The sequence below is a fragment of the Aeromonas sp. WP2-W18-CRE-05 genome, from assembly GCF_014168615.1.
In the GTDB taxonomy this organism is placed as follows: domain Bacteria; phylum Pseudomonadota; class Gammaproteobacteria; order Enterobacterales; family Aeromonadaceae; genus Aeromonas; species Aeromonas caviae.
Genome location: NZ_AP021917.1, coordinates 4,118,242 through 4,139,257, shown reverse-complemented (window position 1 = coordinate 4,139,257; position 21,016 = coordinate 4,118,242). Strand labels below are relative to the sequence as shown.

Annotated in this window: 23 protein-coding genes; 16 read left to right on the top strand and 7 right to left on the bottom strand. The window is 62.6% G+C overall.

Translation table 11 applies throughout. The annotated features are described in order from the left end of the window. The first annotated feature begins 18 nt into the window (after window positions 1-18). The 5 genes from H7R73_RS19295 to H7R73_RS19275 all read left to right on the top strand — a co-directional run bounded on the left by H7R73_RS19295 (window position 19) and on the right by H7R73_RS19275 (window position 5,889). Window positions 19-948, top strand: coding sequence for an ROK family protein (locus H7R73_RS19295; protein WP_103259545.1), 930 nt, complete (start codon window positions 19-21; stop codon window positions 946-948). 50 nt (window positions 949-998) lie between these two features. Beyond that, window positions 999-2,009, top strand: a complete 1,011-nt coding sequence (epd, locus tag H7R73_RS19290) for an erythrose-4-phosphate dehydrogenase (RefSeq protein WP_041211676.1) — start codon at window positions 999-1,001, stop codon at window positions 2,007-2,009. 66 nt (window positions 2,010-2,075) lie between these two features. Continuing rightward, on the top strand, window positions 2,076-3,239 hold the full coding sequence (locus H7R73_RS19285; RefSeq protein WP_010675659.1) for a phosphoglycerate kinase: 1,164 nt from the start codon (window positions 2,076-2,078) through the stop codon (window positions 3,237-3,239). A 115-nt stretch (window positions 3,240-3,354) separates the two neighbouring features. After that, entirely contained in the window at window positions 3,355-4,434 is a 1,080-nt protein-coding gene (gene fbaA / locus H7R73_RS19280; RefSeq protein ID WP_010675658.1) for a class II fructose-bisphosphate aldolase, read from the top strand. A 153-nt stretch (window positions 4,435-4,587) separates the two neighbouring features. Next, on the top strand, window positions 4,588-5,889 hold the full coding sequence (locus H7R73_RS19275; protein WP_182951368.1) for an NAD(P)/FAD-dependent oxidoreductase: 1,302 nt from the start codon (window positions 4,588-4,590) through the stop codon (window positions 5,887-5,889). Window positions 5,890-5,907: 18 nt separating this feature from the next. On the opposite strand, the gene H7R73_RS19270 is transcribed toward H7R73_RS19275, so the two are convergent. The 4 genes from H7R73_RS19270 to cutA all read right to left on the bottom strand — a co-directional run bounded on the left by H7R73_RS19270 (window position 5,908) and on the right by cutA (window position 9,028). After that, complete coding sequence (locus H7R73_RS19270) at window positions 5,908-6,333, bottom strand: hypothetical protein (protein WP_039040544.1); 426 nt, start codon at window positions 6,331-6,333, stop codon at window positions 5,908-5,910. Between the two features lie 86 nt (window positions 6,334-6,419). After that, window positions 6,420-6,872 (bottom strand): GNAT family N-acetyltransferase, encoded by a 453-nt coding sequence (locus H7R73_RS19265; protein ID WP_158657295.1) that lies wholly within the window; start codon window positions 6,870-6,872, stop codon window positions 6,420-6,422. Window positions 6,873-6,935: 63 nt separating this feature from the next. Further along, on the bottom strand, window positions 6,936-8,714 hold the full coding sequence (locus H7R73_RS19260) for a protein-disulfide reductase DsbD (RefSeq protein ID WP_103259547.1): 1,779 nt from the start codon (window positions 8,712-8,714) through the stop codon (window positions 6,936-6,938). Next, on the bottom strand, window positions 8,711-9,028 hold the full coding sequence (cutA, locus tag H7R73_RS19255; RefSeq protein WP_010675653.1) for a divalent-cation tolerance protein CutA: 318 nt from the start codon (window positions 9,026-9,028) through the stop codon (window positions 8,711-8,713). Before cutA ends, H7R73_RS19260 begins: the two co-directional genes overlap by 4 nt. Window positions 9,029-9,211: 183 nt before the next feature. On the opposite strand from cutA, the gene H7R73_RS19250 reads away from it, so the two are divergent. Further along, window positions 9,212-9,553 (top strand): hypothetical protein, encoded by a 342-nt coding sequence (locus H7R73_RS19250; RefSeq protein ID WP_182951367.1) that lies wholly within the window; start codon window positions 9,212-9,214, stop codon window positions 9,551-9,553. 70 nt (window positions 9,554-9,623) lie between these two features. On the opposite strand, the gene H7R73_RS19245 is transcribed toward H7R73_RS19250, so the two are convergent. Beyond that, on the bottom strand, window positions 9,624-10,061 hold the full coding sequence (locus H7R73_RS19245; RefSeq protein ID WP_039040541.1) for a PACE efflux transporter: 438 nt from the start codon (window positions 10,059-10,061) through the stop codon (window positions 9,624-9,626). Window positions 10,062-10,185: 124 nt separating this feature from the next. Between H7R73_RS19245 and H7R73_RS19240 the strand changes: the two genes are divergently transcribed. Continuing rightward, entirely contained in the window at window positions 10,186-11,067 is an 882-nt protein-coding gene (locus tag H7R73_RS19240; RefSeq protein WP_010675650.1) for a LysR family transcriptional regulator, read from the top strand. A 7-nt stretch (window positions 11,068-11,074) separates the two neighbouring features. Here the strand turns inward: H7R73_RS19240 and ygfZ are convergent, their stop codons facing one another. After that, a complete protein-coding gene (ygfZ, locus tag H7R73_RS19235; RefSeq protein WP_182951366.1) occupies window positions 11,075-11,986 on the bottom strand; it encodes a tRNA-modifying protein YgfZ in 912 nt (303 codons plus the stop codon). A gap of 113 nt (window positions 11,987-12,099) precedes the next feature. Here ygfZ and H7R73_RS19230 point away from each other — a divergent pair, with 113 nt between their 5' ends. Together H7R73_RS19230 and H7R73_RS19225 are read left to right on the top strand one after the other, a co-directional pair. Further along, window positions 12,100-12,369, top strand: coding sequence for an FAD assembly factor SdhE (locus tag H7R73_RS19230; protein WP_041213909.1), 270 nt, complete (start codon window positions 12,100-12,102; stop codon window positions 12,367-12,369). Window positions 12,370-12,427: 58 nt separating this feature from the next. Continuing rightward, entirely contained in the window at window positions 12,428-12,799 is a 372-nt protein-coding gene (locus H7R73_RS19225) for a protein YgfX (protein ID WP_043154867.1), read from the top strand. Between the two features lie 120 nt (window positions 12,800-12,919). Here the strand turns inward: H7R73_RS19225 and nadB are convergent, their stop codons facing one another. Continuing rightward, window positions 12,920-14,527 (bottom strand): L-aspartate oxidase, encoded by a 1,608-nt coding sequence (gene nadB, locus H7R73_RS19220; RefSeq protein WP_048208412.1) that lies wholly within the window; start codon window positions 14,525-14,527, stop codon window positions 12,920-12,922. Window positions 14,528-14,708: 181 nt separating this feature from the next. Between nadB and rpoE the strand changes: the two genes are divergently transcribed. The 7 genes from rpoE to rnc all read left to right on the top strand — a co-directional run bounded on the left by rpoE (window position 14,709) and on the right by rnc (window position 21,006). After that, window positions 14,709-15,290, top strand: coding sequence for an RNA polymerase sigma factor RpoE (rpoE, locus tag H7R73_RS19215; protein ID WP_010675645.1), 582 nt, complete (start codon window positions 14,709-14,711; stop codon window positions 15,288-15,290). A gap of 22 nt (window positions 15,291-15,312) precedes the next feature. Next, entirely contained in the window at window positions 15,313-15,900 is a 588-nt protein-coding gene (locus H7R73_RS19210; RefSeq protein WP_041211670.1) for a sigma-E factor negative regulatory protein, read from the top strand. A gap of 21 nt (window positions 15,901-15,921) precedes the next feature. Continuing rightward, window positions 15,922-16,902: a MucB/RseB C-terminal domain-containing protein gene (locus tag H7R73_RS19205; RefSeq protein WP_010675643.1), complete on the top strand. Its 981-nt coding sequence runs from the start codon at window positions 15,922-15,924 to the stop codon at window positions 16,900-16,902. A 90-nt stretch (window positions 16,903-16,992) separates the two neighbouring features. After that, window positions 16,993-17,454 (top strand): SoxR reducing system RseC family protein, encoded by a 462-nt coding sequence (locus H7R73_RS19200; RefSeq protein WP_039040538.1) that lies wholly within the window; start codon window positions 16,993-16,995, stop codon window positions 17,452-17,454. A 159-nt stretch (window positions 17,455-17,613) separates the two neighbouring features. Beyond that, entirely contained in the window at window positions 17,614-19,407 is a 1,794-nt protein-coding gene (gene lepA / locus H7R73_RS19195; RefSeq protein WP_010675641.1) for a translation elongation factor 4, read from the top strand. A 3-nt stretch (window positions 19,408-19,410) separates the two neighbouring features. Beyond that, window positions 19,411-20,334, top strand: coding sequence for a signal peptidase I (gene lepB / locus H7R73_RS19190; protein WP_010675640.1), 924 nt, complete (start codon window positions 19,411-19,413; stop codon window positions 20,332-20,334). Further along, entirely contained in the window at window positions 20,335-21,006 is a 672-nt protein-coding gene (rnc, locus tag H7R73_RS19185; protein WP_010675639.1) for a ribonuclease III, read from the top strand. Window positions 21,007-21,016 lie beyond the last annotated feature (10 nt).

Genomic DNA, 21,016 nt, shown 5'->3' with positions numbered 1-21,016 from the left:
TGAAGGGCAGGAGGCTGGATGGAGAAGCGGGCGTGGGATTGGGGCATCGACCTTGGCGGGACCAAGTGCGAGTGCGTGGTGCTCGATGGCGACGAGGTGTTGCTGCGCCACCGCATTCCCACTGAACGGCACGGCGGCTACCAGCACATGCTGGGCCAGATCGCCAAACTGGTGGACGAGTGTGCCGCCAAACTCGGTCAGCGTCCTGCACTCATCGGCATGGGGACGCCGGGGGCCCGGGACCCCCAGACCGGGCTGCTGAAAAACAGCAACACCACCGAGTTCAACGGCAAGCCGCTCAAGGAAGATCTGGAGCGCAGGCTGGGCGTCCCCGTGCTCATCGCCAACGACGCCAACTGTTTCGCCCTGGCGGAAACCCATCTGGGGGCGGTGCGCCAGCAGCATCCCGATGCAAAAGTGGTGTTTGGCATCATCATGGGCACCGGGGTCGGGGCCGGCATCGTCATCAACGGCCAGATCCTCAACGGTCACCACGGCATCGCCGGGGAGTGGGGGCACAACGTCCTGTTGCCGGAGGGGCCAGAGTGCTACTGCGGCAAGCGCGGCTGCGTCGAAACCCTCATCAGCGGCCCGGCGCTGGAGGCCTGGTACGAGGCCAGGACCAAACGCCGTCTCTCGCTCGCCCAGATTGCTGCGGCCAGTGCCTATGATCACGTCGCCAGGCTCACCATGGACAGGTTGCACCTGCTGTTCGGCCAGGCGCTGGCCAACGTGATCAATATTCTCGATCCGGACGTCATCGTCATCGGTGGCGGCGTGGGCAATGTGCAGAGCCTCTATCGCGCCGGGCGCGAAACGGTATTGCCCTTCCTGTTCAACCCCCGTTTCGCCACCCCCATGATAGCGCCGGCCCTGGGGGACAGCGCCGGGGTATTTGGTGCCGCACTGCTGGCCCGCGGCGTCTTTCGCGAGGCACTGCTCTCGTGAGTCGCCCCTTCCTCCCATCCCTTTGTCGCAGCTAAGGACACAACGTTTCCATGATCAAGATTGCCATCAACGGCTATGGCCGCATCGGCCGCAACGTGCTGCGGGCCCTCTACGAGAGCGGCCGCGACAAGACCATCAAGATAGTGGCCATCAACGAGCTGGCGGCCCCCGAGGCCATGGTGCACCTGACCCGCTTCGACACCAGCCACGGCCGGTTCCGCTATCCGGTGCAACTGGCGGGCAACAGCATGCAGGTGGGGGAGGATCTCATCGCCCTGTTTGCCGAGCGGGATCCGTCGAACTTGCCGTGGCGGGCGCTGGGGGTGGACGTGGTGCTGGACTGCACTGGGGTGTTCGGCTCCCGGGCCGATGCCGAGCTGCATCTGGGGGCGGGAGCGGGCAAGGTGCTCTTCTCCCATCCGGCGGACGCGGATGTGGACGCCACCATCGTCTACGGGGTCAACCACCAGGTGCTGACCGGGCGGGAGCGGATCGTCTCCAACGCCTCCTGCACCACCAACTGCGTGGTCCCCGTCATCGAAACATTGCATCGAGAATTCGAGATAAATTGTGGTACTATTACGACAATTCATTCGGCCATGCACGATCAGCAAGTCATCGATGCCTATCACGGCGACTTGCGCAGAACCCGGGCAGCCAGCCAGTCCATCATCCCGGTGGACACCAAGCTGGCAAAGGGGTTGGAACGTATCCTTCCCCACTTCGCCGGCAAGTTCGAGGCGATCGCGGTGCGGGTACCCACCATCAATGTAACCGCCATGGATCTGAGCATTACTGTTCGTAAAAAAGTGACAGTTAGTGACGTAAATCAAGCCCTGCAACGGGCATCCAGAGGTACATTACACGGTATTCTGGACTACACGGAAGAGCCACTGGTCTCCGTAGACTTTAATCATGATGCACACTCCTGCATCATTGATGGTACCCAGACCCGGGTCAGCGATGCCAACCTCGTCAAGATGTTGATGTGGTGCGATAACGAATGGGGCTTCGCCAACCGCATGCTGGATACCACCCGGGCCATGATGGCCGCAGGCTGAAAGTCTGCACCGGGCGCAAGGTTACTGTTTTTTTAACATTACCTGAAAATATATAGAGGACTGAATATGTCTGTTATCAAGATGACCGACCTGGATCTGGCGGGCAAACGCGTTCTGATCCGTGCTGACCTGAACGTGCCGGTAAAAGACGGCAAGGTCACTTCCGATGCACGTATCGTTGCGACTCTGCCGACCATCAAGCTGGCTCTGGAAAAGGGCGCCAAGCTGATGATCACCTCCCACCTGGGTCGTCCGACCGAGGGTGAATACAACGAAGAATTCTCCCTGGCTCCGGTTGTCAACTATCTGAAAGACGCACTGTCCTGCCCGGTTCGTCTGGCCAAAGACTACCTGGATGGCGTAGACGTCGCCGCCGGTGAGCTGGTTGTGCTGGAAAACTGCCGCTTCAACAAAGGCGAGAAGAAGAACACCATCGATCTGGCCAAAAAATACGCCGCCCTGTGTGACGTCTTTGTAATGGATGCGTTCGGGACTGCTCACCGCGCCGAAGGCTCCACCTACGGTGTGGCTCAGTTCGCTCCGGTCGCTTGTGCCGGCCCGCTGCTGGCTGGTGAACTGGAAGCGCTGGGCAAAGCCATGCTGAAGCCCGAGCGCCCCATGGTTGCCATCGTGGGCGGCTCCAAGGTCTCCACCAAGCTGACCGTACTGGAATCCCTCTCCAAGATCGCTGACCAGCTGGTGGTCGGTGGTGGCATCGCCAACACCTTCATCGCTGCTGCCGGTCACAACGTCGGCAAGTCCCTGTGCGAGCACGATCTGATCGACACCGCCAAGAAACTGGCTGCCGAAACCAACATTCCGGTGACCACCGACGTGGTTGTGGGTAGCGAATTCTCCGAATCCACCCCGGCCACCATCAAGTCCGTGTCCGACGTGACTGACGGCGACATGATCTTCGACATCGGTCCGGATTCCGCCAAGGCCCTGGCCGACATCATCATGAACGCCAAGACCATCCTGTGGAACGGCCCGGTCGGCGTGTTCGAGTTCGACCAGTTCGCTGAAGGCACCAAGGTGATCGCCGAAGCCATCGCCGCTTCCCCGGCCTTCTCCATCGCTGGCGGTGGTGACACCCTGGCTGCCATCGACAAGTTCGGCATCGCCGACAAGGTCTCCTACATCTCCACCGGCGGCGGCGCCTTCCTGGAGTTCGTAGAAGGCAAGGTACTGCCGGCTGTCGCGATTCTCGAAGAGCGCGCCAAAGCCTAATTGACCCGGGACGGGGGGCAAAAGCCTCCCGTTTCGTTTATCATGTGGCCGCTGTGCCGGTTCATGATGAACCCCCCACTTTTTATTAACGGCATACGAGACAGGACGATTAAACATGTCTAAGAAAATTTTCGACTTCGTAAAACCCGGCGTGATCACTGGTGATGACGTTCAGAAAGTGTTCGCCATCGCCAAGGAAAACGGCTTCGCTCTGCCGGCCGTCAACTGCGTCGGTACCGACTCCGTGAACGCCGTGCTGGAAGCTGCTGCCAAGGTCAAAGCCCCGGTTATCGTACAGTTCTCCAACGGTGGTGCCGTGTTCACCGCCGGCAAGGGTCTGAAGCTGGAAGGCCAGCAAGCTGCCATCCTGGGTGCCATCTCCGGTGCCAAGCACGTGCACGCCGTTGCCGAAGCCTACGGTGTGCCGGTGATCCTGCACACCGACCACGCCGCCAAGAAGCTGCTGCCGTGGATCGACGGTCTGCTGGACGCGGGCGAGAAGCACTTTGCCGAAACCGGCAAGCCGCTGTTCTCCTCCCACATGCTGGATCTGTCCGAAGAGTCTCTGGAAGAGAACATCGACATCTGCTGCGAGTACCTGACCCGCATGGCCAAGATGAACATGACTCTGGAGCTGGAACTGGGCTGCACCGGCGGTGAAGAAGACGGCGTGGACAACAGCCACCTGGACCAATCCTCCCTGTACACCCAGCCGGAAGACGTGGCCTACGCCTACGAGCGTCTGTCCAAGATCAGCCCGCGCTTCACCATCGCTGCCTCCTTCGGCAACGTGCACGGTGTGTACAAGCCGGGTAACGTCAAGCTGACTCCGAAGATCCTGGACAACTCCCAGAAGTACGTCTCCGAGAAGTTCGGTCTGCCTGCCAAGTCCCTGGACTTCGTGTTCCACGGTGGCTCCGGCTCTACCCTGGAAGAGATCCGCGAATCCATCTCCTACGGCGTGGTGAAGATGAACATCGACACCGACACCCAGTGGGCGACCTGGGAAGGCGTGCTGAACTTCTACAAGTCCAACGAAGCCTACCTGCAAGGCCAGCTGGGCAACCCGGAAGGTGCCGACAAGCCGAACAAGAAGTTCTACGATCCGCGCGTATGGCTGCGTGCCGGTCAGACTTCCATGATCGCGCGTCTGGAGAAGGCCTTCTCCGACCTGAACGCCATCGACGTACTGTAATTCGCAGCACCTTGATTGCATGAAAAGGCGCCCTTCGGGGCGCCTTTTGCATTTCTGTGATCCTGACGGGCTGGATTGGGGATGGGGGGCTGAGTATTATCGATGACACCCGTTTAATTTAGTAAACGAATGCAACCAGGCAGGATGCTGAGCATGCAGACAGGAAGACAGGGACATCAGGAACACACGGCCTCCTATTACGCGGCCACTCGCAACGACCATCGGCAGTGGCCCGAGCTCAGTGGTGAGCTGGATGCGGACGTCTGCGTCATCGGTGGCGGTTTCACCGGCCTCAACACCGCCATCAACCTGGCCGATGCCGGCTACAAGGTGATGCTGCTGGAGGCGAACCGCATTGGCTGGGGAGCGTCGGGGCGCAACGGCGGCCAGCTGATCCGCGGCATCGGCCACGATACCAGCCAGTTTGCCCGCTGGATTGGCGAAGCGGGCGTGCGGGAGCTGGATCTCATGGGGATCGAAGCGGTGCAGCTGGTGCGCGAGCGGGTCGAGCGTTTCAATATCGAGTGCGATCTCACCTGGGGCTATTGCGATCTCGCCACCAAGGCGCGCCACCTGAGGGGGTTCGAGGAGGATGCCGAGCACCTGGCTAGCCTGGGTTACCGGCACGCACTGAAAATGGTGGCACGGGAGGAGATGCACACCGTGGTCGGGTCGGATCGCTATATCGGCGGGATGATCGACATGGGCTCCGGTCACCTTCATCCTCTCAACCTGGCCCTCGGCGAAGCGCGTGCGGCAGCCAGTCTCGGGGTCTCCCTGTTCGAACACTCAAGGGTGACCCACATCGATTACGGCGAGCGGGTCGAGGTGACCACGGCCCACGGCCGGGTCAGCGCGGACTACCTGGTGATCGGCTGCAACGCTTATCTGGGCGACCTCCAGCCCGATCTCGGGGGCAAGGTGCTGCCGGCGGGCTCCTACATTCTCGCCACCCAGGTACTGGAGAAGCGCCTGCGCCAGCGCTTGCTGCCACAGAACATGGCGGTGTGCGATCAGAATGTGGCGCTCGACTACTATCGGCTGTCGGCGGACGGTCGCCTGCTGTTCGGCGGGGCCTGCAACTACTCGGGCCGTGACCCCCGCGATATCAAGGCCTTCATGCAGCCCAAACTGCTGCGGGTTTTCCCCGAGCTCGCGGGTACCGCCATCGAGTTCCAGTGGGGGGGCATGATAGGCATAGGCGCCAACCGGCTGCCCCAGATAGGCCGCCTCGAGCAGCATCCCAACGTCTTCTATGCCCAGGCCTATTCGGGCCATGGCCTCAATGCCACCCACATGGCGGGCAAGCTGGTGGCGGAGGCGATCAAGGGGGAGAGCCGGGGCTTCGATCTCTTCAGCCGCGTCCCTCACATGACCTTCCCGGGTGGCCCGGCGCTGCGCTCTCCGTTGCTGGCGCTAGGGATGCTCTGGTATCGGCTGAAGGATCTGCTCTAGGGGGACGGGGGCTCGGGATTATCCCTGCTGCGTCGCGTCTGGCTCGGCCAGGCGCCAGCCCTGCTCCGTCTTCATCATCCAGACCTGGGTCTCCTGCGCCAGGGCCTGGCCTGCCTCGAAGTCGCCATATTTGCGCTCGAGCTCCATCAGCCCCATCTCCTGCTGGAAGGGGCCGACCCTGTCATAGACGAGATCCTCGTCGTGCAGCACCTGCAACTGATCCAGTCCCTGCTTGAAGTGGAGCTGGTAGCTCACCTTGACCAGATAGACCCCCTCCATCCGCTCCTCCTTGCCGAGCACGGCGAAGTCGCGGATGTCGAACAGGTCAGCATCTGTGCCCGCCTGCAACCTGGCGGTGACCTGGCTCTGGATGGTCTCTTCACCGGGACCTGCGTTGCAGCCATAAAGCCAGAGGGCCAGCAGGGGGATGAACCACTTTTTCATCAAAACTCCGGATGATGCGAGACAGGAGGGGCAAAGTTTGCCACGGTACGGGCCAGATACAAGGGATAGCCAGAAAAATCAGCAGTCTATGGCAGGCCCGAGGGAAGGGGACGGCGAACGATGCAGGTCATGACCAGGGTATCGCCGCTGAACCCGGCGATCTGTTTGCGATCTACTTGCTGGAAGCCGTGCTTGGTCCAAAAATGCAGGGCTGGCAGGTTGGTTTCTATGACCCCGAGCCGCATGTTGGTGCAACCCCAGTTTGCCGCCATCTCCATGAGCCGTAGGACGACTTGGCTGCCGATGCCACGGCCTTGCCTGCACTCCTTCAACAGCAGCAGACCGAGATAGGCGGTATCCGGTGTGGGATAGCCACGGATGAGATCGACGCAGCCAAGCAATTCTTCCCCCTCCAGCACGGCCAGCACAAACTTGTCCTCTTGCCCCATCCCCGGTGGACAGACCTTGAGTATCTCTTCGGCATCCGCAGGGGCAGGCCCCTTGCTTTCGGTCAGCCAGCTGTAGGCTGGGGCTGCCATGACAACTTCCTCCAGCCAGCCCCTGTGCTCTGGATGAAACGCTGACAGTCGCCGAAGCTCCATCTAGCGCAGCTTGTCCAGCTGGCCGAGAAATTCGACGGGCCCCATGAAGCCGGTCACCCGCTGGCCGTTCACCTCGTTGCCATCGCGATCGAAGAAGATGAGGGTCGGCAATCCCAGCACGTTGAGGCCGTTGAGCAGATCCACGTCGGCGTCGTCGTTGGCGGTGACGTCCGCCTGCAGCAGCACCATCTCGCTGAAGCGCGCCTGTACATCGGGGTCGCTGAAGGTCTTGTGCTCGAACTCCTTGCAGGCCACGCACCAGTCGGCGTAGAGATCCAGCAGCACCGGCTTGCCGCGGGCGGCGGCAAGCTGCACCTTGAGATCGTCCAGGGTCTTGATGCGAATGAAGCGGGGGGCCTGGGTCTGGGCGGCGGCATTGGCCCCCTCGGGTGGCAGCAGCAGATCCTTGCCCACCACCACAAGGCCCATCATCCCCAGCAGCAGGACGAAGCCGCCAAGGCTCTTGCCCACCGAATGGGCGCGATGCTGGTTGTGGTGATAGAGATAACCGCACAGCACCAGCCCCCAGCCGAGCCAGAGCAGGGTGGACATCTGGTCGCTCAGGAGCCTTGAGAGCAGCAGGATGGGTACCGCCAGCAGCGCAAAACCAAAGAGTTGCTTGATCACATCCATCCAGGCGCCGGCCCTGGGCAGCAGCTTGCCGCCAGAGGTGCCGAGCAAGAGCAGCGGCAGCCCCATGCCCAGGGAGAGGGCATAGAGGGCCGCACCGCCGAGCCAGAGATCGCCACTCTGGGCCACGTAGATAAGGGCCCCGGAGAGCGGCGCCGTGGTGCAGGGGGAGCAGACCAGTCCCGAGATCATGCCCATGATGGCGACGCCGGCCACGGATCCGCCCTGCTGGCGGTTGGAGAAGCCCGAGAGACGGGTTTGCAGGCTGCTCGGCAGTTGCAGGGTGTAGAGCCCGAACATGGAGAGGGCGAGCAGCACGAACATCACCGAGAGGCCGATGAGCACATAGGGGTGCTGCAGGGCCGCCTGGAATTGCAGGCCCGCCGAGGCGACGACGAGCCCGAGCAGGGTATAGGTGACCGCCATCCCCTGCACATAGACAAAGGAGAGCAGGAAGGCGCGACGGGTGGAGAGGCGATGCCCGGCCCCGGCGATGATCCCGGTCAGGATGGGATACATGGGGAAGACGCAGGGGGTGAAGGCGAGGCCGAGACCCAGGGCGAAGAAGGCGGCGACGCTGATCCAGAACCCCTGGCTGCCGAGGGCGGCCGCCAGCCTGTCCTGCTGGCTGCCCGGCACGTCTGTGCCCTGAAGGCTGGCCGCCGCTTCCGCCCGGGCGGGGGCGGTGAGGGGCTCGACGGCGATCCGCTTGTCGGTGGGTGGGTAGCAGAGTCCCTCGGTGCAGCCCTGGTAACTCAGGGTGAGGCTGGCCGCGTCCCCGACCTGGGTCAGCGCCACGGGGATCTGCACCTCCTGGTAATAGACCCGGCTCTTGCCGAAGAAGTCATCCTCGTGCTCGGTGCCGGGGGGCAGGACGGGCTCGTCGAAGGCGAGGTTCTCTCCCTTCACACGGATGCTGTGGCGATAGAGGTAGTAGCCGTCGGCGATGCGTATCCGGAGCAGCAGCCGATCACCCTGTTGTTCGCTCTCGAGGGCGAAGGCCTGATCCACCTTGAGGAATCTGGGCTGGGTCTCGATGCCGAGGCTGCCGAGCAGATCCTGGCTGCTGGCCCGGGCGGGGGCCGTCGTCAGGACGCAGAGCAGGCCCAGCAGCATCAGCAGGAAGGAGAGGGGGCGAGAGGCGGTCATGAGGTCTCCTGTGTCAACCAGTCGAGATAGGCAGGGTGGCCCTGGCTTGCCGGGAGCGCCAGGATCTCCGGTACCTCGTAGGGATGGTGGGCGAGAATGCACTGGCGCAGGGGCTCGAACAGAGCGGCCCGACTCTTGATGACGAGCTGGATCTCCCGGGTTCGTTCCGTCTTGCCCTGCCAGCGATAGACGGAGGTGACCCCGGGCAGCTGGTTGATGCAGGCGGCGAGGCGCTGGTCGAGCAGCTGCTCGCAGAGGCGGTCTGCACTGGTCTCGTCGGGGCAGGTGCAGAGCACCAGAATGGCGTCGGTCATAGGGATGGACGGTCTCGGCAACGGGGCGCACGGGCCCCCTGGATCAGCCGTTACTATACCGGGCCGGGGGGCAAATAGCACCCGGCCCCCCGCACCCGGAATAAGTCATGCGCCCGAGATGGACGCTGTGAAAAGGACAGGGCAGAATGAGCGGGCTTGTTCCAATTCTACGTAAGGAAATGTATGACCCAACAGAATGAGCAGCAGAGAAACCGCATGTTGAGCCTGTTGCGTGAAGGGGAGCGCCGCATGCTGGTGCAACTGGCCGGTCTGCTGCGTACCAGTGTCGACGAGATCAATGCGGAGCTGGAAAAAGAGGAGCTGTTGTCGGCGTTGGAGCAACCCATCACGGTGGAGTACCTCAACGGCGTGGTGCAGCATCATCTGTTCGAGCGCCTGCACAAGGGGGACATGGTGGCGGCCCAGCGCATGCTGAACCAGTACCAGAGCGACCTCGAAACCATGATGCGCCAGGAAGCCAGGCAGGACGACACCCCGCCGGAAGAGGTCAAGGCCCAGGCCTGACCCCGCGAGGCCCTCTTCAGCACCATCATGCCATCGCATGATGGTGCCTCGCCCTTACCCCTCGAATCGCTTATCCCAGCGCTTTCTGCACCTGTCCCATGGGAATGGGGAACACCTTGTCGTAGCTCCAGTTGTAGACGAAGGCATAGACCAGGTAGAAGAGCACGAAGCCCATATCCAGCACCAGCGCCTCCAGCAGGCCGATGTCGAGCCACCAGGACATCACCGGCAGGGCCACGATCAGCAGGCCCCCCTCGAACCCCAGGGTGTGCAGCACCCGCTGCCACAGCGCCTTGTGGGTGTGGCCCTGATAGCGCAGCAGCAGCTTGTCCACCCCGATGTTGTAGACATAGTTCCAGACGGTGGCGACCACCGAGAAGAACAGGGCCAGGGGGCCCATGTGGTTGAGCCCGACGCCGGTCACCCAGCTGGCCAGCGGGGCGGCGATCAGCAGGCCAATCAATTCGAAGCCGATGGCGTGGCGCAGGCGGTCACGGGTCGTACGCATGGTCTGTCTCTCTCTTTGGTCAGGGAATGGCGGCAATGTATCGCCAAAACCGGATAGATTCACGTTGGTATCTATCGCTAAAATAGATAGATGTGACGACACAACAGCACAGCGGAGCAGGCTCATGACCCCTTCACTGGAACACTTCAAGGCATTGCTGGCGACGGCCGAGACCGGGTCGTTCTCGGCGGCGGCGCGCAGGCTGGGCAAGGCCCAGTCGGTGGTGAGTGCCGCCATCGCCAACCTGGAGATCGATCTCGGCCTTGCGCTGTTCGATCGCAGCGGCCGCTATCCCGTGCTGACCGAGGCGGGTGCCCGCATCTGTCAGGAGGCGGGGGTGCTGCTGGCCCAGAGCGAGCGACTGCAGGCCATCGCAGGCGAACTGGCCAACGGTGTCGAGTCGCGCCTCACCCTGGCCATCGACGATGACTCCCACCTGCCCTGGCTTGGTTCCCTGCTGGAGGAGTTCGCCAGCCGCTACCCGGCGGTGGAGCTGGAGCTGTTGTTCCCGCTGATGGAAGACGTGACCGAGCTGCTCAAGAGCGGCCGTGCCCAGCTCGGCATCAGCTATCAGAAGGCGCACCCCGAGCGGGAGCTGGTCTCCCGCTCCCTGGGAACGGTCACCATGCCCCTGGTGGTCTCTCCGGATCACCCCCTGGCCCACAAGACGCCGTTGAAGGAGAGCGACCTGCAAGGGGCTCGCCAGTTGATGGTGACCGGACGGCGGGAGGGGACGGAGCGTCATCGCTTCCGTCTCTCGGCGCAAGTGTGGTGGGTGGAGGGGGATCTCGGGATCCTGGAGCTGGTGAAACTGGGGCTGGGATGGGCGGCGGTGCCCGAGTTTCTGCTGCACCGGCCCCTGGCGCGGGGGGAGCTGGTGGTGCTCAAGCCGGACTTCATCGCCGAGGCGGAACTGGCGCTGGAGTTGCAGTGGTATCGCGCCCGCCCGCTCGGGCAGGCGGGGCGCTGGTTGCAGGAGGCACTGCTGGCGCGGGTGCCTCGCTAGGGGGGATTCAGTCGATCAACGCATAGGGCAGGGGTTGCAGACTGAGGCTGGAGCCCTCTTCCAGCTTGAGGCGGAAGCGGGCGTCGGCCTCGGTGTCCTTGGGTAGCACGGCGGTGAGCCACACCTGACCCTGCTGCTGCCAGGCATTGAGCACCAGACCGCTGCGACGCCAGTTGTCACCGAGCTGGATCTCCAGGGTGTCACCGCTGGCCACCTGCGTTGCGGCAGTGCCGCTCAGCACGAAGAGGGCGCGGTTGTTGGCGCCGCGATACTTGGCGCGCGCCACCGTCTCCTGCCCCATGTAGCAGCCCTTGTTGAAGCTGATGCCATCAAGGGCTTGCAGGTTCAGCATCTGGGGGATGTATTCCCCCTGATGGACCGCTTCCAGATGGGGGAGACCGGCTTTGATTTCCAGCCCCCACCAGAGTCCTTCGTCGCCCACCGGCAGGTTCAGGGCCAGCGGAGATGTGCTCGCCAGCAGCCAGCGGTCCGCCTCCACCCTGACTGCCATGCCGCCCTCCACCAGGCCGGTGCCGGTCAGCGCGAAGTGCTGTGCCATCCAGTCGTCCGTCCCCTGACCGGCCAGTCCGGTCAGGCTGCCCTGAAACTCGCCGATCTCGACCTTGGCAAAGATCGCAAACTTCTTGAGCTCCGGCAGCTGGCGGGCCAGCACCGAGGGCTTGGTCAGCATCAGCAGGCTGTCTTCCAGGCAGAGCAGGCGAAAATCGCTCCACAGCTTGCCCTTGGGATCGCAGTGGCCGCCGAGGGTGCTCTGGCCCGGTTGCAGGGCGTTGACGTCGCAGGTGACCTGACCTTGCAGATACTTGGCGCGATCCGGGCCGCCGAGGCGGGTGATGGCCAGATTGGTCAGGGAAAACAGGGTCGGCTCGGCAGGAAGAAGAGGGGTCGGCAGGCTCACGATGGGATTCCAGAGACAGAAAGTATGTGACCTGCATGGTAAAGACGTAAGGAATGTTTGTCAGCCGGAAAATCCTGCTGCTACCATTCCCCGGTCTTTGTAAGGAGAGTTCCATGTTGAACCCAAGTGAGAAGTCCCGCCTGAAGTGGGCCTGCCGTCGCGGCATGCTCGAGCTGGATGTGATCTTTATGCCCTTTTTTGAGCACGAGTTCGATGGCCTCGGCGAGGCCGAACAGCGCACCTTCATCCGCCTGCTGGAGTGCGAGGATCCCGAGCTGTTCCGCTGGTGCATGGGTCACGGCGTGCCCGAGGATCCCGATTTTGCCGCCATGATCCCCCTGATCCTCGAGCGCAACCAGGCCCGCCACGACAGCCTGCGCTGAGCCCGACTCGCGACCGCCACCCCTCATGGCCAGCCTCGCGTCTTCCCAGCGGGTAGTGATGCCCGTGATCGCCTCCCGCCAGCAGCGTCTGCTGCTGTGCATCCTGTTTCTGTTGCTGCTCTTGCCCGTCGCCAGCCTGATCCAGGGCTGGCAATGGGGGCTGTTCCTCCCTGTCTGGGGGCTGAGTCTGTGGCGCGCGTTGCGCCGCCATCCGGCGGCGAGCGGCGTGCTCGTCTGGGATGGGGAGTGGCTCGAGTGGCAAGGGGCGCGCCATCGGCTGGATCCTCGCAGCCGCATCCTGCCCGGGGTGCTCTGGTTGCGACTGAAGACGGTGGAGGGCTCCGAGGGGCAGCTCTGGCTCTTCTCCGATGCCCTGGCCCCAGCACACTACCGCGCCCTGGCCCGCGCCATCCACCTCGCTGTCCGCTAGGGGCGTCTCTCTCTACCTGCCACATCTGCCGCTCATAGCAGATGACCCCGCCTGGGCGGGGTCATCTGGGGGAGGGCATACGCCCGAATCGAACGCAACGGCCTTATTCCTGATCCGGCGTCATTCCCGATCCGGGGTCAGCACGGTTGGCTTGGAGTCCGGCTGCATGTCCGGATAATCCAGGTTGTAGTGCAGACCGCGAGACTCCTTGCGCTCCAGGGCGCAGTTGACGATGAGCTCGGCCACCTGCAACAGGTTGCGCAGCTCCAGCAGGTTGTTGGAGACCCGGAAGTTGGCGTAGTACTCCTGCACCTCCTGCTTGAGCAGATCGATGCGACGCTTGGCCCGGGCCAGGCGCTTGTTGGTGCGCACTATGCCCACGTAGTCCCACATCATCAGCCGCAGCTCGTGCCAGTTGTGCTGGATCACCACCTGCTCGTCCGAGTCATCCACCTGGCTCTCGTCCCAGGCCGGCAGGCTGGGGGGCGCCACGCTGGTGGGCAGCTTGGCCAGGATGTCGGCTCCCGCCTGGTGGGCATAGACCACGCATTCGAGCAGGGAGTTGGAGGCCATGCGATTGGCGCCGTGCAACCCGGTATAGGTCACCTCGCCGATGGCGTAGAGGCCGGGGATGTCGGTCTGGCCGTTGTTGTCGATCATCACGCCGCCACAGGTGTAGTGGGCCGCCGGGACGATGGGCATCGCCTCCTTGGTGATGTCGATACCGACCGCGAGGCAGCGCTCATAAATGGTCGGGAAGTGCTTGATGATGAAATCCGCCGGCTTGTGGCTGATGTCCAGATACATGCAATCCGCCCCGAGGCGCTTCATCTCGTGGTCGATGGCGCGGGCGACGATGTCCCGCGGGGCCAGCTCGGCCCGCTCGTCAAACTCCGGCATGAAGCGGCTGCCGTCCGGGCGGCGCAGATAGGCCCCCTCGCCACGCAGCGCTTCGGTCAGCAGGAAGTTGGGGTCGTCCGGGTGGAACAGGCTGGTGGGGTGGAACTGGTTGAACTCCAGGTTCGCCACCCGGCAGCCAGCCCGCCATGCCATGGCGATGCCGTCGCCAGAGCTTACATCGGGGTTGGAGGTGTACTGGTATACCTTGGAGGCCCCGCCGGTGGCCAGCGCCACGAAGCGGGCGCGGATCACCTCGACCTGCTCGGCGTTGCGATTCCAGACATAGGCTCCCAGTACCTTGTTGCCCGGCAGACCCAGCTTGCGGGTGGTGATGAGATCGACCGCGTTGAAGCGCTCCATCAGCTGGATGTTGGGGTGGGCGCGCACCTGGTCGATCAGGGTGAGCTGCACCGCCTTGCCGGTGGCGTCGGCCGCGTGGAAGATGCGGCGATGGCTGTGGCCCCCTTCCCGGGTCAGGTGATAGTGGGATTCCCCCTCGGCATCCTCTTCCTGATCGAAGGGGACTCCCTGCTGAATGAGCCACTGGATGGAGTCGCGTGCGTTGCGGGCGGTGAACTCCACCACTGCCGGGTCGCACAACCCGGCGCCGGCGTTGAGCGTGTCGCTCACGTGGGATTCGATGCTGTCGGTCTCGTCGAACACGGCAGCGATGCCTCCTTGCGCATAGAGAGTGGCCCCCTCACTGATGGGCCCCTTGCTCAGAACCAGGACTTTGGCCTGGTCTGCCAATCGCAACGCGAGGGACAGACCGGCGGCACCGCTGCCAATGATGAGTACGTCGCAAAGGTATTCAACACTTGCTTTCATAAGTATCATTGGCCTGGATTAAGAACTGGCCCCATGGTAGCCCAAGGGGGGTTGTGATGCAGCCCGCATCACATTTTTTTCAATGCAAGCGAACTTTCCCTGATTCCTCCTGTCTGAACTTGTGCGCTTAGAAGGGGCCGGAAAAGAAAAACGATAACCTGATGGGGGTTTTACGGCTCTGATGAGCGACCAGAATCTACTGGACGAACAGCTGGTTGAACGGGTCCAGCGTGGCGATAAAAATGCATTCAACCTGTTGGTACGCAAGTACCAGCACAAGGTGGTCAACCTGGTGGCCAGGTATGTCAACAATCCGGGCGATGTACCGGATGTGGCGCAGGAGGCATTCATCAAGGCCTACCGTGCGTTGCCGACATTCCGTGGCGAGAGCGCGTTTTACACCTGGTTGTACCGGATTGCCGTCAACACGGCCAAAAACTACCTGACGTCACAGGGGCGCAGACCGCCCAGCAGTGATGTCGAAGCGGACGAGGCTGAATATTATGGTGGTGGTGAAGCCCTGCAAGAGGTGGCCACCCCGGAAAACCTGGCGCTGACCGACGAGATCAAGCGTACCGTGTTTACCGCCATAGAAGCCTTGCCAGAAGATTTGAGAACGGCGATCACCCTTCGTGAAATGGAAGGGCTGAGCTACGAGGAGATTGCGGAGATCATGGATTGCCCTGTGGGTACGGTGAGATCCCGCATCTTCCGGGCGAGGGAAGCAATCGATAAAAAGCTGCAACCTCTGATCGAGCATTAACTGGGGAAAGACAGGCAAACTTATGGCAAATAAAGAGCAACTTTCAGCCCTGATGGATGGCGACCTCAGCGAAATCGAGGTACTGAACGAGCTGGGAACGGATCCCGCTCTGCAGGATACCTGGTCGCGTTACCATCTGATCGGTGATGCCATGCGGGGTGACCTGCCGGTCAATCTGCAACTGGATCTCAGCGACAGCATCATGCTGGCGCTGGAGGATGAACCCGCCATACTGGCGCCCAAGCCGGCACAGCCTGCTGCGCCCCAGGTGCAGCCCGCCGGCAAGGTGATCCCCTTCGTTCGCCGCTTTGGCCAGCAAGTGGGGCAGTATGCCATTGCCGCCTCCGTGGCTGCCGCCGTCATCTTCGGCGTGCAGCAGTACCAGGGCAAGGATGGTGTGCCGACCAGCCCGGTGCTCAATACCATACCCGTGGGTGGCAGTGCTGCGCCGGTGAGCGTGCACTATCCCCAGGATGGCAGCCGGACCGGTGTGCGTCAGCAAGGTCTGAGCGAGCAGCAGATGCAGGAGCAGCGCGAGCGCATCAATGCCTTCCTGCGCGACCATCAACTGCAACAGCGTCTGCTGCAAGACAAGCAGATTCAGGAATAACGCATTTTTAGGGATCAGATCGTGCGCCAGTCCAGCCGTATCCTGCTGGCCTCTCTCCTGTTGATTTGTGCCAAGGCCTCGGCCGACGATCTGTCGGCCGAGGCCTTGTTGCAGCAGATGCAGAGTGCCGTTTCGCAACAAAACTTCGAATTGTCCATGGTCAAGGCCCGCCAGGGGCGCCTCGAGCCTATCCGTTTCAGCCACGGGATCATCGATGGCAAGGAGGTGGCTCACCTGAGCTATCTCGACGGCAAGGCCGTGGAGTTCCTGCAACGCCAGAACGAATACACCTTCTTCGAAAACACCCATGAACCCTACACCCTCAAGGGGGCGCGTTTCCCCGGGGTGTGGTCGAGCCTGGTGAGGATGCCGCTGCCCCGGGTGATGGAGAGCTATGACCCCGTGCTGGCGGGCCGCAGCCGGGTGGCCGGCCTGGTGGCACAAGTGGTGCGGCTGGTGCCCAAGGAGGCGGACAAGTACGGCTTCGTGCTCTGGATTGACGAACAGAGCCATCTGCTGCTGCGGGTGGACATGGTGGATCGAGAGGGCAATCTGGTGGAGCAGGTGCTGGGGGTGGATCTGGACAGGCAATCTGCGCCGGCCCCCTGGCTGGTCACCCTGGCACGCAGCAAGCTGCCGGATGCGCTGGCGCTGGAAGATGCCTATCCCGCTCCCCAGCAGACCCTCAACTGGCACCTGACCTGGTTGCCCGATGGCTTCAAGGTGCTCTCTCAGGATCGGCATCAGCTGGTCAGCACCAGTCTGCCGGTGGATTACATGATGCTCTCCGACGGGCTGGTGGATCTCTCCGTCTACGTCTCACGGGTCGATCCCAAGCAGGCGGTGCGCCAGCAGTTGATTCGCCAGGGGGCCACCTCGCTGGTGAGCTTCGTCAACGAGGTCGGGGTGGAGATCACCGTGGTGGGCGAGGTGCCCGCCGAAACTGCCAAGCGCATCGCCGAGGCAGTGCAGCCCCTGGCTCGCAACGAGGCGGTGCAGTGAGTCTTTGCCGTGAGACTTGCCCTGAGGGTGCCGCCGTGCTGAGATCTGGAGCATCCACCGCCCCCTGTGAGGAGTCATCAGGTGAGTAACATGAGTGAAGAGCTGGCCACAGTAGTGGCCATCGACGGCAATCACGCCTGGGTGGAGTGCGAGCGGCGATCCGCCTGCAGCGGTTGCCACCAACAATCCAGCTGCGGGACCGGCACCGTCGCCAAGGCCTTTCCCATGAAGGCGCAGCGGCTGCGGGTCGCCCTCACCGGCGATGTGGCGGTGGGCCAGCAGATCCGCCTGGGCATCCCTCAGGCCAGCATCCTGCGCGGTGCGGCTCTGGTGTACGTGCTGCCGCTCTTCTGTCTGCTGCTGGGCGCCCTGCTCGGCCAGCTCTGGCTGGTGCCGCTCTTGTCGGCGGGAGAGGGGGTGACCATCCTCTGCTGTCTGCTGGGCGGCGCCATCGGATTTTTACTGGTTCGTTACTTTTCTGACCGGCTCGAGCAGGGGGAATACGGTCCCCGCATGCTCGGGGTGGTGCTCAATACCCGTCATCTCTCTTGAGGAGCCGGGTCTGGCGGAGGGCATCCAGGTGCCCGACGCCCGCCAGACAAGGCGCTATTTGTGGGGCCCGCCGACTAAAGATTGGCCGTCGACCGGGTTATCCAGTAAAATCCTGCCCTCATATCCGACCCTAACTTAATTTTGAGTGATTCTTGCTCGATGAAACACATTCGTAACTTTTCGATTATTGCGCACATCGACCACGGTAAGTCGACCCTGTCGGACCGTCTGATCCAGACTTGCGGCGGCCTGTCCGATCGCGAGATGCAGGCCCAGGTGCTGGACTCCATGGATCTGGAGCGCGAGCGCGGCATTACCATCAAGGCACAGAGTGTGACCCTGAACTACCAGGCACAAGACGGTAACACCTATCAGCTGAACTTTATCGACACCCCGGGCCACGTGGATTTCTCCTACGAGGTTTCTCGCTCCCTGGCTGCCTGTGAAGGGGCACTGCTGGTGGTGGATGCCGGTCAGGGGGTTGAGGCACAGACTCTGGCCAACTGCTACACCGCCATGGAAATGGATCTGGAAGTGGTGCCGGTGCTGAACAAGATTGACCTGCCGGCCGCAGAGCCCGAGCGGGTTGCCGAGGAGATCGAGGACATCGTCGGCATCGACGCGGTGGACGCGGTGCGCTGCTCCGCCAAGACCGGCCTCGGTGTCGATCTGGTGCTGGAAGAGATCGTCGCCAAGATCCCGTCCCCGGAAGGGGATCCGGAGGCGCCGCTGCAGGCGCTGATCATCGACTCCTGGTTCGACTCCTACCTCGGGGTCGTGTCGCTCGTGCGGATCAAGAACGGTTCCCTGAAAAAGAACGACAAGATCAAGGTGATGAGCACCGGTCAGGTATGGGGTGTGGATCGCATCGGTATCTTCACGCCGAAGCAGGTGGACACCGACGGCCTGGGTTGTGGCGAGGTAGGTTGGGTCGTCTGCGGCATCAAGGACATCCACGGTGCGCCGGTGGGGGATACCCTGACCCTGGCCAAGCACGGTGCCGAGAAGGCGCTGGCCGGCTTCAAGAAGGTGAAGCCCCAGGTCTATGCGGGCCTGTTCCCCATCTCCAGCGATGACTACGAGTCCTTCCGCGATGCGCTGGAGAAGCTCTCCCTCAACGACGCCTCCCTGTTCTACGAACCGGAGAGCTCCACGGCGCTGGGCTTCGGCTTCCGCTGCGGCTTCCTCGGGATGCTGCACATGGAGATCATCCAGGAGCGTCTGGAGCGTGAATACGACCTGGATCTCATCACCACAGCGCCAACCGTGGTCTACGAGATCGAGCTGAACGATGGCTCCACCATCCACATCGACAGCCCGGCCCAGATGCCCGCCATCAACAACATCAAGGAGATGCGCGAGCCCATCGCCGAGTGCCACATCCTGCTGCCGCAGGAGTACATGGGCAACGTCATCACCCTCTGCATCGAGAAGCGCGGCGTACAGACCAACATGGTCTACCACGGCAAGCAGGTGGCGCTGACCTACGAGATCCCGATGGCGGAAGTGGTGCTCGACTTCTTCGACCGTCTGAAGTCCACCAGTCGCGGCTACGCCTCCCTGGACTACGGCTTCAAGCGTTTCGAAACCTCCGACATGGTCCGTCTGGACATCATGATCAACGGCGAGCGGGTCGACGCCCTGGCCATCATCACCCACAAGGAGAACGCCCAGTATCGCGGTCGCCAGGTGGTGGAGAAGATGCGCGAGCTGATCCCGCGCCAGATGTTCGACATCGCCATTCAGGCCGCCATCGGCAACCAGATCATCGCCCGCAGCACCGTCAAGGCATTGCGTAAAGACGTCACCGCCAAGTGCTACGGTGGTGACGTGAGCCGGAAGAAGAAGCTGCTGAACAAGCAGAAAGAAGGCAAGAAGCGGATGAAGTCTCTGGGCCGTGTGGACGTGCCGCAAGAGGCCTTCCTCGCCATTCTCCACGTCGGAAAGGATTAATCGATGGCAAGCACCTTTTCCCTGATCCTCGTCGTCGTCACCCTGCTGACCGGCATCATCTGGACGCTCGACAAGCTGGTCTGGGCCAAGCAGCGGGCGGCCAAGATTGCCGCCGCCCGTGCCAATGCCGGTCCGGATGTGGACGAGAAGACACTGGCCAAGGTGGCCCCCATGCCGGTCTGGATCGAACAGACCGGCGGGGTTTTCCCGGTGATCGCGCTGGTGCTGATCCTGCGCTCCTTCATCTTCGAGCCGTTCCAGATCCCGTCCGGTTCCATGATGCCGACCCTGCTGGTGGGCGACTTCATCCTGGTGGAGAAGTTTGCCTACGGCCTCAAGGACCCGGTGACCAACACCAAGTTCCTCGAGACCGGCGAGCCGAAGCGCGGTGATGTGGTGGTCTTCAAGTATCCGCTGGATACCCGGGTGGACTACATCAAACGGGTGGTCGGCATGCCCGGCGATCGGGTCATCTATCGCAACAAGGAGCTGATGATCCGGCCCAAGTGCGATGAGCAGGAAGGGAAAACGTGTCCTGGCTTCCAGAAGCTGGACGTCAAGTTCGAACAGCGCGGCGAGTTCAGCCAGATGGGGATCCCGCTGGATCGCTACACCGAACAGCTGGGTGATGTCTCCCACGAGACCTTGCGCAACCCGCTGATGCCGGACCTGGTGGACCGCTACTATCGCCAGCCCGGCACCTACCCCGACGAGTGGGTGGTGCCGGAAGGCCACTATTTCGTGATGGGTGACAACCGCGATAACAGCACCGACAGCCGTTTCTGGGGTTTCGTGCCTGAGCAGAACCTGGTGGGCAAGGCGGTCGCCATCTGGATCAGTTTCGAATTCGAGCGCGAGGAAGGGTCCAGCTTGCCGAGCTGGGTGCCGACCGGTGTGCGCTTCAACCGCATTGGCGGAATCAAGTAAATGAATATCAAGATGAACAGACTGCAGTCCCGTCTCGGGCATGTCTTTCAGGATCCTGAGCTGCTGACCCGGGCACTGACCCATCGCAGCGCAGGGTCCCGTCACAACGAGCGCCTGGAATTTCTGGGGGACTCCATCCTGAGTCTGGTGATTGCCGATGACCTCTTCCACCGCTTCCCGCAGGCGGCGGAAGGGGATCTCAGCCGGATGCGCGCCACCCTGGTGCGCGAGAAGACGCTGGCCGAGCTGGGCCGGGAATTCGACCTCGGGGATCACCTGATCCTGGGGCCGGGGGAGCTGAAAAGCGGCGGTTTTCGCCGCGAGTCCATCCTGGCCGACACCGTCGAGGCGGTGATCGGCGCCATCTATCTGGACACGGATCTGGAGCGGGTGCGCAGCCTCCTGCTCGGCTGGTATGCCAGCCGCCTTGGCGAGATCAAGCCCGGGATCGAACAGAAGGATCCCAAGACCCGTCTGCAAGAGATCCTGCAGGGCAGCCGCAAATCCCTGCCGACCTACACGGTGACCAACGTCAAGGGCGAGGCCCACAACCAGGAGTTCACCGTCCAGTGCGAAGTGGATGGGCTGGATGGCCCCCTGGTCGGGATCGGTTCCAGCCGCCGCAAGGCCGAACAGGCCGCGGCGCAGCAAGCACTGGAACGGCTGTCATGAGCACCATGAC

Bases quoted from the DNA above. Each gene is read 5' to 3' on its own strand.
- H7R73_RS19295 (WP_103259545.1), top strand. From the start codon at position 19: ATGGAGAAGCGGGCGTGGGATTGGGGCATCGACCTTGGCGGGACCAAG.
- epd (WP_041211676.1), top strand. From the start codon at position 999: ATGATCAAGATTGCCATCAACGGCTATGGCCGCATCGGCCGCAACGTG.
- H7R73_RS19285 (WP_010675659.1), top strand. From the start codon at position 2,076: ATGTCTGTTATCAAGATGACCGACCTGGATCTGGCGGGCAAACGCGTT.
- fbaA (WP_010675658.1), top strand. From the start codon at position 3,355: ATGTCTAAGAAAATTTTCGACTTCGTAAAACCCGGCGTGATCACTGGT.
- H7R73_RS19275 (WP_182951368.1), top strand. From the start codon at position 4,588: ATGCAGACAGGAAGACAGGGACATCAGGAACACACGGCCTCCTATTAC.
- H7R73_RS19270 (WP_039040544.1), bottom strand. From the start codon at position 6,333: ATGAAAAAGTGGTTCATCCCCCTGCTGGCCCTCTGGCTTTATGGCTGC.
- H7R73_RS19265 (WP_158657295.1), bottom strand. From the start codon at position 6,872: ATGGCAGCCCCAGCCTACAGCTGGCTGACCGAAAGCAAGGGGCCTGCC.
- H7R73_RS19260 (WP_103259547.1), bottom strand. From the start codon at position 8,714: ATGACCGCCTCTCGCCCCCTCTCCTTCCTGCTGATGCTGCTGGGCCTG.
- cutA (WP_010675653.1), bottom strand. From the start codon at position 9,028: ATGACCGACGCCATTCTGGTGCTCTGCACCTGCCCCGACGAGACCAGT.
- H7R73_RS19250 (WP_182951367.1), top strand. From the start codon at position 9,212: ATGACCCAACAGAATGAGCAGCAGAGAAACCGCATGTTGAGCCTGTTG.
- H7R73_RS19245 (WP_039040541.1), bottom strand. From the start codon at position 10,061: ATGCGTACGACCCGTGACCGCCTGCGCCACGCCATCGGCTTCGAATTG.
- H7R73_RS19240 (WP_010675650.1), top strand. From the start codon at position 10,186: ATGACCCCTTCACTGGAACACTTCAAGGCATTGCTGGCGACGGCCGAG.
- H7R73_RS19230 (WP_041213909.1), top strand. From the start codon at position 12,100: ATGTTGAACCCAAGTGAGAAGTCCCGCCTGAAGTGGGCCTGCCGTCGC.
- H7R73_RS19225 (WP_043154867.1), top strand. From the start codon at position 12,428: ATGCCCGTGATCGCCTCCCGCCAGCAGCGTCTGCTGCTGTGCATCCTG.
- nadB (WP_048208412.1), bottom strand. From the start codon at position 14,527: ATGAAAGCAAGTGTTGAATACCTTTGCGACGTACTCATCATTGGCAGC.
- rpoE (WP_010675645.1), top strand. From the start codon at position 14,709: ATGAGCGACCAGAATCTACTGGACGAACAGCTGGTTGAACGGGTCCAG.
- H7R73_RS19210 (WP_041211670.1), top strand. From the start codon at position 15,313: ATGGCAAATAAAGAGCAACTTTCAGCCCTGATGGATGGCGACCTCAGC.
- H7R73_RS19200 (WP_039040538.1), top strand. From the start codon at position 16,993: ATGAGTGAAGAGCTGGCCACAGTAGTGGCCATCGACGGCAATCACGCC.
- lepA (WP_010675641.1), top strand. From the start codon at position 17,614: ATGAAACACATTCGTAACTTTTCGATTATTGCGCACATCGACCACGGT.
- lepB (WP_010675640.1), top strand. From the start codon at position 19,411: ATGGCAAGCACCTTTTCCCTGATCCTCGTCGTCGTCACCCTGCTGACC.
- rnc (WP_010675639.1), top strand. From the start codon at position 20,335: ATGAATATCAAGATGAACAGACTGCAGTCCCGTCTCGGGCATGTCTTT.